10 protein-coding genes are annotated in these 12035 nt (G+C 70.1%); 4 read left to right on the top strand and 6 right to left on the bottom strand.

Annotation, left to right across the window (positions count from 1 at the left end):
* Positions 1 to 120 precede the first annotated feature (120 nt).
* Positions 121 to 1638: an LCP family protein gene (locus tag QSK18_RS14345; RefSeq protein WP_285619505.1), complete on the top strand. Its 1518-nt coding sequence runs from the start codon at positions 121 to 123 to the stop codon at positions 1636 to 1638.
* An 11-nt stretch (positions 1639 to 1649) separates the two neighbouring features.
* Here QSK18_RS14345 and QSK18_RS14340 read toward each other — a convergent pair whose 3' ends face one another.
* Together QSK18_RS14340 and chvE are read right to left on the bottom strand one after the other, a co-directional pair.
* Complete coding sequence (locus tag QSK18_RS14340) at positions 1650 to 3263, bottom strand: methyl-accepting chemotaxis protein (protein WP_232812507.1); 1614 nt, start codon at positions 3261 to 3263, stop codon at positions 1650 to 1652.
* Between the two features lie 6 nt (positions 3264 to 3269).
* Positions 3270 to 4334 carry a multiple monosaccharide ABC transporter substrate-binding protein gene (chvE, locus tag QSK18_RS14335; RefSeq protein ID WP_232812506.1) on the bottom strand — a complete coding sequence of 355 codons (1065 nt, stop codon included), beginning with the start codon at positions 4332 to 4334 and terminating at the stop codon, positions 3270 to 3272.
* A 184-nt stretch (positions 4335 to 4518) separates the two neighbouring features.
* On the opposite strand from chvE, the gene QSK18_RS14330 reads away from it, so the two are divergent.
* Positions 4519 to 5118 carry an HD domain-containing protein gene (locus QSK18_RS14330; protein WP_232812505.1) on the top strand — a complete coding sequence of 200 codons (600 nt, stop codon included), beginning with the start codon at positions 4519 to 4521 and terminating at the stop codon, positions 5116 to 5118.
* A gap of 57 nt (positions 5119 to 5175) precedes the next feature.
* Here QSK18_RS14330 and QSK18_RS14325 read toward each other — a convergent pair whose 3' ends face one another.
* The gene (locus QSK18_RS14325; RefSeq protein WP_232812504.1) at positions 5176 to 6186 is read right to left on the bottom strand and encodes a TerC family protein; all 1011 of its coding nucleotides are present in this window, start codon (positions 6184 to 6186) and stop codon (positions 5176 to 5178) included.
* A 255-nt stretch (positions 6187 to 6441) separates the two neighbouring features.
* On the opposite strand from QSK18_RS14325, the gene QSK18_RS14320 reads away from it, so the two are divergent.
* Entirely contained in the window at positions 6442 to 7011 is a 570-nt protein-coding gene (locus QSK18_RS14320) for a DUF998 domain-containing protein (RefSeq protein WP_232812503.1), read from the top strand.
* Between the two features lie 39 nt (positions 7012 to 7050).
* Here QSK18_RS14320 and QSK18_RS14315 read toward each other — a convergent pair whose 3' ends face one another.
* Entirely contained in the window at positions 7051 to 7221 is a 171-nt protein-coding gene (locus QSK18_RS14315) for a hypothetical protein (protein ID WP_232812502.1), read from the bottom strand.
* Between the two features lie 275 nt (positions 7222 to 7496).
* Between QSK18_RS14315 and QSK18_RS14310 the strand changes: the two genes are divergently transcribed.
* A complete protein-coding gene (locus QSK18_RS14310; protein WP_285619497.1) occupies positions 7497 to 7931 on the top strand; it encodes a DoxX family protein in 435 nt (144 codons plus the stop codon).
* A gap of 6 nt (positions 7932 to 7937) precedes the next feature.
* Here the strand turns inward: QSK18_RS14310 and QSK18_RS14305 are convergent, their stop codons facing one another.
* Both QSK18_RS14305 and mprF read right to left on the bottom strand, forming a co-directional pair.
* The gene (locus QSK18_RS14305; protein WP_285619495.1) at positions 7938 to 9203 is read right to left on the bottom strand and encodes an alpha/beta fold hydrolase; all 1266 of its coding nucleotides are present in this window, start codon (positions 9201 to 9203) and stop codon (positions 7938 to 7940) included.
* Positions 9187 to 11871 carry a bifunctional lysylphosphatidylglycerol flippase/synthetase MprF gene (gene mprF / locus QSK18_RS14300; protein ID WP_232812499.1) on the bottom strand — a complete coding sequence of 895 codons (2685 nt, stop codon included), beginning with the start codon at positions 11869 to 11871 and terminating at the stop codon, positions 9187 to 9189. The genes QSK18_RS14305 and mprF overlap by 17 nt, the downstream gene beginning before the upstream one ends.
* Positions 11872 to 12035 lie beyond the last annotated feature (164 nt).

Here is a 12035-nt window from a genome sequence, read left to right as displayed (position 1 = left end):
CTCACTCAGGTAAACGATCTATCCTGACCAGTTAGCTGAACTTCCTGCCCGGTAAGCACTTTGCGCAATGCCAAGCGCACAGCGGGTAGCCATGGATGGATCACACGACAGGAGTCGAGGGTGAGCACGTCGCCCGATGGTGCGAACTCCGCACCGGCCAGCGCCGAGGAGCACGGGCTGCCCTGGGTCGTGTCCTGGACGGTGATCGGCTCGCTGATCCCCGGCCTCGGCCTGGTGGCGGCGGGCCGGCGGCGGGCCGGTGCCGCTGTCCTCAGCGTCACGGTCGCCGTCCTGGCCGCTCTGCTGGTCTGGCTGCTGACCGGCGATGTCCTGCGCCGTGGGCTGTCGTTCGCGCTCGACCCGCAACGACTGCTCCTGTTCGCGATCGCGGTCGTCGTGACCGGCGTCCTCTGGGCCCTGCTCATCCTGCTCACCAACGCCCAGCTGCTCCGGCAGTCCGGCCTCGGCCGGGGCCAGAAGGCGGTCAGCTGGGTCGTGGTGGCGGTGCTGGTGGTGGGCGTCGGCGTGCCCGCCTACCTCGCCACCGACTACTCGCTCGTGCAGCGCGATCTGGTGAAGACCGTGTTCGACGAGGACGAGAGCAGCGACAAGGACGCGGCGGACGCCCGGCCCGACACCGAGGCGGTCGACCCGTGGGCCGGCACCAAGCGGATCAACGTGCTGCTGATCGGCTCCGACGCCGGCCGTAACCGCGAGGGCGTGCGCCCGGACACCCTGATCGTGGCCAGCATCCAGCCCTCGACCGGTAACACCGTGCTGTTCAGCCTGCCCCGCAACCTCGAGCGGGTGCCGTTCAAGAAGGGCACCCCCGGGGCCGCGGCCTGGCCGGACGGTTTCTACTGCGCGAACGACGCCTGCCTGCTCAACGCGGTCTGGACCTGGGCGCTCGACGCCGAGGGCTACGCCGGCAGCAAGAACCCGGGTCTGAAGGCCACCGAGGACGCGGTCACCGGCATCCTCGGCCTGGAGATCGACACCTACGCGATGCTCAACCTCAAGGGTTTCGAGGAGTTCATCGACGCGGTGGGCGGCCTCACCCTCGACGTGCACGAGCGCCTGCCGATCGGCGGTGACTCCGAACACCCCTGGGAGACCATCGGTTACATCGAGGCCGGGATGAACCAGAAGATGGACGGCTGGCACTCGCTCTGGTTCGCCCGGAGCCGCTGGAGCACCAGCGACTACGACCGGATGCGCCGCCAGCGCTGTGTGATCGCGGCGGTCACCGAGCAGGCCGATCCGGTGACGCTGGCCAGCAACTTCCCGGCGATCGCGAGCGCGCTGAAGGACAACATGTCCACCGGCATCCCGCGCTCGCAGCTGCAGGCCTGGGTCGAGCTGGCCACCCGGGTGCAGAAGGCCAAGGTGACCAGCCTGGCCTTCACCGACGACGTGATCGCCAGCCGCAGCAACCCGGACTACGACCTGATCCGGCGTCAGGTGCGCAAGGCCATCCAGAACTCGGTGAACCCCCCGGCCGCAGCCACAGCGACCGCCGCTTCCACGCCCACTCCGTCCGCCACGGTGACCCCGGAGGGGAAGCCGAAGCGCAAGAAGGACAAGAAGAAGGACGAGCCGGACCCGGCCGGCGCCCAGGACGTGTCCCAGGTCTGCTGATCAGACCAGGATCAGACCCGGAACTGGTTCACCCGCGCCTGCAGCTCGGCCGCCATGCGGCTGAGCCGGGCCACCGCTGCCTCCGACTCCGACAGCCCCTCGGTGGTGACCCGGGAGGCGTCGGCGATGGTGGAGACGTTGACGGCCATGTCCTGGGCACCTCCGGACAGGGCCGTGACGCCGCGGCTGATCTCGGCCGCGGTGGCCGACTGCTCCTCCACCGCACCGGCGATCACGGTCTGGTAGTCGCGGATCCGGTTGATCACCGAGCTGATCTCCTCGATCGCCCCGACCACGTCCTTGGTGTCGCCCTGGATCGAGGTGACCCACTTGGTGATCTCCCCGGTGGCCTGGGCGGTGGCCCGGGACAGGTCCTTCACCTCGTTGGCGACCACGGCGAACCCCTTGCCGCTCTCGCCCGCCCGGGCCGCCTCGATCGTGGCGTTCAGCGCCAGCAGGTTGGTCTGCTCGGCGATCGAGGTGATCATCTCGACCACCGAGGCGATCTCGGCCGAGGACTCCCCCAGCCGGGCCACCTGCACCGTGGTGTGCTCGGCGACGTCGACCGCCTGCACCGCAACGCTGGCCGCCTCACCGGCGTTGCGGGCGATCTCCCGGATCGCCGTGTCCATCTCCTCCGAGCCCTTGGCGATCGTCGCCACGTTGTCGGAGACGCCGGCCGCGACCACCGAGGCCTCACCGGCCTGACCGCTGGAGGTCTGGGCCGAGGCGGCCATGGTCGAGGACGTGGCCGCCATCTGCCCGGCCGCCTCGGCCAGGGTGGTGGCCGAGGCCGAGACCGAGGTGACCATCGAGCGCACCTGGTCACGGGCCCGGTCCAGAGCCTCGGCCATCCGGCCGATCTCGTCGCGCGAGTGCACGTCGGCCGGCACGGTCAGCACACCCTCGGCCATCGCGTCGACCGAGCGGCGCACCTGGATCAGCGGCCGGGTGACCGACGTGACCACGAACCGGGCGATCAGGACCAGGATCAGCGAGGCCACCAGCACGGCGGCCACCATGATCAGGAAGTCCTGGCGCTGGGTGTCGCGCTGGGCCGCGTCGGCCCGGTCGACCTGCTCGGCGAAGTACGCCCGGCCGTTCTTGGTCACCGCGCTGACCAGGTAGTTGTCCACCCCGACCTGTTCCCAGCCGAGCCGGGCGGTGGTCGGGTCGGCGATCACCCCGGCCGCGAACCGGTCCACCACTTCCTGGTACTCGGTGAAAACGGTCTTGATCCGGTCGATCTGGGCCTGGCTGCCCTCGGGCAGGGACAGCGCGTCGAGCCGGTTGATCAGGTCGGCGGCGACCGCCGCCTGGTCCTTCAGGTTCTGCTGCTGGCGCTCGGGCGAGGAGCTCAGGATCGCGCTCAATGCCTGCGACTTCAGTTCGCCGGCAACGGTGTTCAGCTGCAGCACGATCGCGTCGGCGTCGTTCAGGTCACGCAGCTCCCGGCTGGTGGCGGTGCTGGACCGGTTGGTCACCGCGCTCAGCGCCAGGCAGGTCAGCAGGGCCAGCACGCTGGCCGCGACCAGGGCGGTCAGCTTGGTCCAGGTGGGCAGGTCGAGGAAGCGGGCGATCAGGCCGCGCCGGACGGGGCGCACGGGCCCGGACGAGCTTGTCACGGTGGCTCAGCTCCCGATCTCTTGCGCGGTGTAGACCCCACCGTCGACGAGCACGGTCTCGTAGTTCGACCGGTCCACGTTCACCGGCTGCAGCAGGAACGAGGGCACGTCCTTGACCCCGTTGTTGTACTGCTTGGTGTCGTTGACCTCGGGGGTGGCCCCGGCCAGCAGGGAGTCGGTCATCTGCACGGCCACCTTGGCCAGTTCCCGGCTGTCCTTGTACACGGTCTCGCTCTGGGTGCCGGCCACGATCAGCTTCACCGAGTCCAGCTCGGCGTCCTGTCCGGTGATGGCCGGCAGCGGCTTGCCGCCCTTACCGTAGCCGTCGGCCTGCAGAGCGGTGAGGATGCCGCGGGAGATGCCGTCGTAGGGGGACAGCACGGCGTCCAGGTTCTCGGAACCGTAGTTCGCGGACAGCAGGTTGGCCATCCGCTTCTGCGCCACCTCACCGTTCCAGCCGGCCGTGGTGATCTGGGCGAACTTGTTCTGCCCGCTGCGGATCTCGAGCTTGCCCTGCTTCAGGTAGGGGCGCAGCACGCTCATCGCCCCGTCGAAGAAGAACCCGGCGTTGTTGTCCTTGGCGTCGCCGGCGAACAGCTCGATCGTGAAGGGCCCGGAGGCCGAGCGCAGGCCCAGCTCGTCGACCAGGTGACCGCCCTGCAGGACGCCGACCCGGAAGTTGTCGAAACTGGCGTAGTAGTCGATGTTCGGGGTGTCGCGGATCAGCCGGTCGTAGGAGATCACCGGGATGTCCTTGCTCGCGGCCTGACTCAGCACGTCGGCCAGCGCGGTCCCGTCGACCGCGGCCACCACCAGCGCCTCGGCCCCCTGGTCGATCATCGCCTGGATCTGTTCCACCTGGGCGGGCACGTTGTCCTCGGCGAACTCCACCAGGGGCTCGTAGCCGAGCAGCTCGAACTGCTTGGCCATGTTCTCGGCGTCGTTCACCCAGCGCGAGGACGAGGTGGTCGGCATGGCCAGGCCGATCTTCCCGCCCGACACCGACACGCCCGGCTCCGCCTCGTCGCCGTCACCGCCACACCCCGCCAGCAGCAGGCTGCCGGCAACCATCGTGGCAGCCCAGGCCAGTGCTCTACGTCGCAACGTGGATCCCCCTCAACCAGCCGCGGGCCGGTTCACACCGCGGATCGACTGAACCCTTCGGCCGGACCGGTCCCGTCTTGAAGGAATTAACGGGCGGATCCCGGCCGGACTTGAGCTCCGCGCCGCCGGGGCGTTCAGGCAGGATGTCCCCGTGCATCTGCGTGACTTCACTCCCCCGGCCACCCCCGCGTCCCAGGCCGCCCTCGAACTGGCCTCCGCGTACTACTCCCCCGCCCTGCTGAACCACGGCGTGCGCTCGTGGCTGTGGGCCGAGGCCTTCGCCCAGGTCGAGGGCCGCACCGGCTTCGACCACGAACTGCTCTACGTCAGCGCCGTGCTGCACGATCTGGGCATCACCCCGCAGTTCGACAACGTCTCGCTGTCGTACGAGGAGGCCGGCGGGCACGCCGCGGTCGCCCTCACGGCCGGGGCGGGCTGGCCGGCCGAACGGCGGCAGCGCGCGCTCGACGTGATCATCCGGCACAACTGGCCCTCGGTCGATCCGACGATGGACGAGGAGGGGTACCTTCTGGAGATCGCTACCGGGCTGGACATCTCCGGCGCCCGCCCCGACGTGCTGCCGGCCGAGTTCGTCCAGGAAGTGCTGGCCGCGCATCCCCGTCTGACCCTCGGCCCGGAGTTCACCGCCTGTGTCACCGACCAGGCCGCGCGCAAGCCGCAGACCGCCGCGCACCGGCTGGTGCAGGGCGGCCTGGCCGACAAGCTGAGCCGGCACCCGCACGAGGCCTGAACCGCCGAGCAGGGCGGCATCTGTCTCAGATGCCGCCCTGCTTGCAGTTTCTCGGGACTAGCGGTGCGAGACCGCCGAGTCCGAATCACCCGACCCGACCACTGCATCGGTGCCGTCCTCGTCGGAAGGCTCACCAGCGTCTTCAATTTCGGGGTTGTCGCGGGTGCTGCGCAGGCTCCAGACGATGGAGACCGTGATCACCACGACGATCACGCCGAGGGTGAGCGGGATCGGCAGCTTGCCCACCGGGGTCTCGGACAGGATCAGCTTCACCCCGGCGAAGGCCAGCAGCACGGCCAGGCCGTAGTGCAGGTGCACGAACCGGCGCAGCAGCCCGGCCAGGCAGAAGTACAGGCTGCGCAGGCCCAGGATGGCGAAGGCGTTGGCCGTCCAGACGATGAAGGTGCTGGTGGTGATGGCCAGGATGGCGGCCACCGAGTCGACCGCGAAGATGATGTCGGTGGCCTCGACCGCCACCAGCACCACGAACAGCAGCGTGGCCACGCGCTTTCCGTCGACCCGGGTGAAGAACGCGGCACCGTGGTAGTTCGGGTCGGTCGGGATCACCCGGCGCACCAGGCGGACCACCGGGTTCCGGTCGGGCGGGGTCTGGTCACCGTGGTTGAAGGCCATCTTGTAGCCGGTGTAGATCAGGAACGCGCCGAACACGTAGGCGGTCCAGAAGAAGGTCTCCAGCAGCTCGGCGCCGACGAAGATGAAGGCGAAGCGCAGCACCAGGGCGCTGAGCACACCCCAGAACAGCACCTTGTGCTGGAACGCGTCGGGCACCGCGAAATGCGTGAAGATCAGGGCGAAGACGAACACGTTGTCGATCGAGAGGGCCTTCTCGATCAGGTAGCCGGCGTAGTACTCACCGGCCACGTCGCCGCCCTGCCAGACCCAGAGCACCGCACCGAAGGCCAGGCCGGCGGCCACCCAGATCGCCGACCAGGTGGCGGCCTCGCGGAAGCCGATCACGTGGTTGTCGCGGTGCAGGAACAGGTCCACGGCGAGCATGGCGCCGACCGCGCCCATGACCGCTACCCAGGCCCAGATGGAGACGTCCAAAAACGCACACCCTTCGTCCAGCCGAACCCGTACGCACGGGCTGGCTCTGCTGGATGAAGGTCTCCCCGGGCCACCGTGAACGGTGGCTGCCCGCCGGGGCCCGGATAGGCCGGGCCCGTAATGACGACGAGGCGAAGTGAGGTCGGGTACTCCCCTTCGGACTACAGACAGGATTCAGGAATCCGCGTTCGGACGCAAGGCGACAGCATCAAGTCACACTCTGCCACCTGGTTGGGTGAGCGTTACCGTGGCCAGGTGAGATCCCCCGCCGTCGTCTCCGCCGCCGCGGCGCCCGTCCTGCTGATCGGCGGCTGGCTGCTGGCCGAGTCGCGGCAGCCGCCGGGCTTCGATCCGCTGCACGACACGATCAGCGACCTGGCCGCGCTCGGGGCGACGGACCGCGGGATCATGACGCTGGCCCTGATCGGGGTGGGGGTGGCGCACTGCGTCACGGCCTACTGCCTGAGCGAGGCCGCCCGGGCCGGACGACTGCTGCTCGGCGCCGGGGGCGTGGCGACGATGCTGGTGGCGGCCTTCCCCCTGCCGGCGGGCGGCGGGTCTTCGGCGGCGCACACCTCGGCCGCGACAGCCGCCTTCGCTGCGCTGGCCCTGTGGCCCTGGTTCAGCAGCCGGCCGGATTCGGCCACCCTGCTGCGACCGGTCGCTTCCCGGATCGCCACAGCGGTGCTGCTGGCCCTGGTGAGCTGGTTCGGCCTGACCCTCGGGTGGGCTGGAGGTGCCCTGGGTCTGGCCGAGCGGGCCGCCGCGGCGGCCCAGGCGCTCTGGCCCCTCCTGGTGGTGCTGGGTGTGGTCCGGGCCCGCTGAACGCCCACGGTGGGGCGTGCAGCGGGCCACCACCACGAACTACAGCTTGGTCAGCTTCAGGTGGGAGACGACCCGGGAGGTGCCCTCCAGGTCGTGCTTGAAGTTGCAGACGACCTCATGGTCGTCAATGATGCGCACCACCGTGCCCAGACCGTAGCGGTCGTGCGTGATGCGATCACCGTCCTCCAGGCGCTCGGAGGCGGTAGGCACCCGGGTGGGCGGTGCGAACGGACTGCCGGCCAGGACACGTCGCGCTGGCGAAGGGCGAGAATTCACACCTCAGTATGCGCTCCCCGGAGCCCGCTTCTGACCGGAACAGCCGTTCCCGACCGGAAGATCACCCCCGGGTTCATCGGTCCGGCGCTGGTCAGGGGCCTACCGGGGTCACCATTTGCGCCGGTTGAGATTGCCTGGTCAACTAGCTGACACAGAACGTTCGGTCCGGCCAATTCGTGCGTGGACCGGTCACCGGCCGAGGAGGACGCATGGGCAGGCGAGCCTGGGGAAAGACAGCCGCGCAGGTGGCGCTGGGAGGCGCACTCACCTACGCGGGCATCTCGCACCTGACCTTCGCCAGGGACGAGTTCCAGGCGCAGGTGCCGAGCTGGTTCCCGGCCGACGCCGATGCCGTGGTGCTGGCCTCGGGCGCCGTCGAGATCGGCCTGGGCGCCGCCCTGCTGGCCACCTGGCGCCAGCCCAGCCGGGCCACCGTCGGCAAGATCGCCGCCGCCTTCTTCGTGGCCGTCTTCCCGGGCAACATCGCCCAGTTCACCGAGGGCCGCGACGGCTTCGGCCTGGACACCGACACCAAGCGCGCAGTACGCCTGCTCTTCCAGCCGCTTCTGGTGCTCTGGGCACTTCGGGCCACCCGTACGGACCGCCCCGAACCGGCCGAACCGGCCGAGCCGGAGCGCGACTGACGCTGGTCAAGGCAGCCGGGTGGCCACGTTCAGGGCGTGTCCGAGCCAGTGCGAGGCCCCCCGGCGCCGCAACCCCGACAGTCGGCCGGATTCGGCCGGCAATCCGTGGGCGGCACCAACGGTCAGGGCGTGCGCGATGTGCACGGCCGCCGACTGATGCGCGTCCAGCGCACTGTGGCCCATGTTGACCAGCGGCACCAGTACGGCGTCGGGGGCCAGGCTCACTGCCCGCTCGGCGATCGGGCGGGGCGTGCGCAGGTCGCGATCCCCGGAGACCACCACCAATGGACGATTGAAAGCGGCCAGTTGGGTGGGCAGGTCGAGCGGCTGCCCGTGAAAGGCAGGCTGACGCACGGCTGCTTCGGCGAAGTGCAACTGGGGGTCGAGCGGCTCACCGTCGACCGGCAGACCGAAACCGAGCTGCCCGTAGGCGATCCCGGCCACCAGATCGGGCTCCATCACACCGGACACGCCCCGGCCCTCGAGCTGGCGCACTCCCAGTCGGCTCACCTGGCGCCAGAGCTGTTTCTGCCGCCCCGCCCGCCGCGCACGCAGCAGGCGCAGCAGCACCTGCGGCCCGGCGAACTCATAGACCACCTCTACGGCATGACTGAGCTCGGCCATCGAGATCCCGGTGGCGGCCAGGTCCTGCACGGCGGAGGCCACGGCGATCAGGGCGGGATCGTCCCCGTCCCACAGCAGACGGCGCCGGTGCGCGCGCACCATGGCCAGATCGTCCTCGACCGAGAGCAGGGGCGAGTCCAGCACCATCGCCGCCACCAGTTCCGGATGGCGGGCGGCGAATACCTGGGCCAGGTGACTGCCGTAGGAACTTCCGTACGCCACAACCGACTTCACGCCACATTCCTGGACGACGGCGGCCAGGTCGTCGGCGGCAGCCTCCAGAGTGACGGCGTCGAGGGGTAAGTCGCGGCCGCGATTGTCTCTGCGGGACAGGCCGACTCCGCGGTGCTCGACCATGATGGCGTCGAGGCCGTGCTGGGTGGCGGTGGCGCGCAGACCCACGTAGGGCAGCACCGACCCCATGCCCGGGCCACCGGGGATGAACAGCACCGGCAGATCACTGGGCGGGCCGGTCCGCATCACGGCCAGCGGGAACGTCTCGGCACGGTCGGGGTACACCGGTCGCTGGATCACGAACCCGTGCCGTCCGAAAAGTACTTTCGCGAGGGCCGGGGTGAGCCTGCCGATCCCGTCCCTCACCACGATCGTCCCCTGCTGATCGACCGAAAGGTCACCCCGGACGTCCACTCTTGGCAGTGTTCCCACTCTCGGCATCCGCCGCGTTCCCTTCACGCGGGGCCGGAACTGCGGCCACCGCCTCGTCGGTCGATCCTCCGGCGCCGACCGCCACCGGCTGCTTCTGGCGTGAGGGCGAGGGGATCCCGCTGGGGATCCGGTGCAGGTGCGGCACCATGCCGCGCAGCCCGCCGGCCACCAGGATCGCCACGTCGATCATGATCACCGGCAGGGCGGGCCCGCCGAACGATGCCACGTAACGGGTTTCCCACACCGGGGAGAACCGCTCCTTGAACTGACGCAGGCCCTGGAAGTTGTAGAAGTGCTCGCCGTGGGTCCACAGCAGACTGCCCATCCGCTCCCAGAACGAGCCCGTGCCGTCGATGTTCAGCCCGTACAGCGGGGCCATGCCGATGTTGAACGTCTCGTAGCCGTTCTCCTTCGACCAGTTCATCGACTCCACGAAGAGGTGGGTCATCACCGTGCGGGGCGCCTCCTGACGCCGGCGCATCAGGTCGACCTTGACCTCGTGCCGGGCGCCGCTGGCCCACAGCGAGGCGAAGGCCACCACCTCGTCCTCGATCCGGGCCACCGCGACCGGGAACCGGGCGATGTACTCCTCCTCGAAAGCACCCAGCGAGAAGGACTTCTCCTTGGTGTTGTGCTTGGTCAGCCAGAGGTCCGAAACCTCGCGCAGCTGCGGCATCACCGCCTGCAGCGCCTCCCCCTGGAGCACCTCGATGGTGACCCCGGCCTTGGTGCTGGCCCGGCACTCGCTGCGCAGCTTGGCCCGCTTGGAACCGGTCATGCTGAAGTCGCCGAGCGGGATCATCGCCTCCTCGCCGAGCTTGTTCAGCAGCAGGCCGTGCTCGCGGTACAGGTCGGCCAGGTCCTCGCGCACGCAGTAGAACACCGGCCGCCCGGTGCGGCTGTTGCACAGGTCCAGGAACTTCCAGATCAGCTCGTCGAACTCGGACTCCTCGCCCACCGGGTCGCCCATCACCACCCAGCTGCGGCCGGCCACCCGGTACATCAGCAGGGCGTTGCCCTCGGCCGAGAACAGCACCCGCTTGTCGCCGGTCCAGATCAGGCTGGCGTTGCCGTGACTGGCCCGGGCCATCACCGGGACGGCCCGCTCCAGGTCGTCCTCGGTGGCGGTGGGCGGGCCGGCCGTGGGCCGCTGCAACCGGATCCCGGCGAAGATCAGGGCCACCACGAACAGCAGCAGCACCAGCCGGGCGGCCCCGGACCCGTCACCGGTGACGGTGGCGGCCAGCGGCCGGTCGCCGTTGGCCTCGGCCAGCCGGTCGTTGTGCCACCAGACCAGCGCCACCGCGATCCCGGTGACCGCCATCGGCCAGGCCCAGCCGCGCGGGTCGGCCAGGATCGAGGTGCTGCGCCGGAACGCGGGCCGGGCCAGCACCAGCAGCACGGCCAGGGCGACTGCGAAGACGGCGAGCAGGGTGGCGTGGGTGGCCGCGAAGACCAGCAGAGCGACCACGGTCAGGGCCCAGGCCCCGCGCAGCCGGCGGTGCAGGCCGCGGGCCAGGACCAGCACCCCCACCCCGGCCAGGCTGGTGGTGAAGGAACTGATGATGGTTCCGGGCCCGCCCGGTACCTGGCCGGTGATGATCATCAGGGCGCCCAGCACGATCAGCAGCAACGCCATGAACGAGGGGGTGAGGATGTCGGCGACCCGGGCGAGCGCGGTCGCCCGGTCGGGGCTGCGCCGGGCCTCCAGCACGGCCAGCACCACCGCCGCCACGCCCAGCGGCACCAGGTAGTAGACCAGGCGATAGGCGATCAGCGCGGTGACCAGGCCGGTCTCGGGGGTGTTGTCAGCCAGCGCCACCACCAGCACGGCCTCGACCACCCCGAGCCCGCCGGGCACGTTGCTGATCAGGCCCAGGGTGGTGGCCAGCACGAAAAGTACGGAGAAGGCGGCGAACCCGAGCCCGTGCCCCTCGGGCAGCAGCACGTAGAGCACTGCCGCCATGGTCAGCCACTCGACCACCGAGACGGCGAGCTGGGTGGTGGCCATCGTCCGGGTCGGCCGGTCGATCCGCCAGTTCTTCACCATCACCGGCTGCCGGCCCCGGCCGCACCAGGCCAGGTAGGCGACCACCCCGCCGAGCAGGGCCGCGGCCAGCAACGCGGAGACCACCCGGCCGAACGGCAGCCAGGCCAGCACCGCGTCGGGCGACCAGATCAGGCCCACCGCGATCAGCACCGAACTGCCCAGGCTGAGGGTGACCAGGTTGAACCCGGTGACCCGGGTGATCGCGAAGGCGGGCAACCCCCAGGCGGAGTACACCCGGGCCCGCAGCGCGGCCCCGACCAGGGCCGAGGCCCCCAGGGTGTTGCCGAAGGCGGTGGCCACGAACGAGGCCGCGGCGTAGCGCCGCAACGGCATCGCGTGCTCGACGTAGTTCAGGGCCAGCGCGTCGTACGACACCATGATCGAGTACGAGGCGGCAGTCGCGAGCACGGCCAGGGCCAGGGGCCCGGGCCCGATCGCGCCCAGGTCCTCGGAGAGCCGGTGCCACGGGTATCCGGCGAGCCGCTGCTGCAGCACGGTGACGGCGGCCACCAGGGCCCCCAGCACCGCCAGCTGAGCGACCCACCGGCCACGCAGCCGCGAACGGCGTTCCACGTGGTCGGCCTGCGGAGAATCACTCATCCCAGTCATCGTGCGGTGTCATCGACGATGGGTCAGGACGACTTGAGACGGGGTACCACCGGCGGCCCGGCGGTTCACCCGAACCGACGTGGGCCCCGGCGATCACGCAAACGCCTGCGCCTGCTTACCTCCGGGTAGCACACTTCGTCCCAGTGACCCTGGCG

It is taken from the genome of Kineosporia sp. NBRC 101677, from assembly GCF_030269265.1.
Lineage (GTDB): Bacteria > Actinomycetota > Actinomycetes > Actinomycetales > Kineosporiaceae > Kineosporia > Kineosporia rhizophila.
The sequence above is the reverse complement of the archived record's forward strand: the minus strand, read 5'-3'. Positions and strand labels throughout refer to the sequence as shown.

Bases quoted from the DNA above. Each gene is read 5' to 3' on its own strand.
- QSK18_RS14310 (WP_285619497.1), top strand. From the start codon at position 7,497: ATGGGCAGGCGAGCCTGGGGAAAGACAGCCGCGCAGGTGGCGCTGGGA.
- mprF (WP_232812499.1), bottom strand. From the start codon at position 11,871: ATGAGTGATTCTCCGCAGGCCGACCACGTGGAACGCCGTTCGCGGCTG.
- chvE (WP_232812506.1), bottom strand. From the start codon at position 4,334: ATGGTTGCCGGCAGCCTGCTGCTGGCGGGGTGTGGCGGTGACGGCGAC.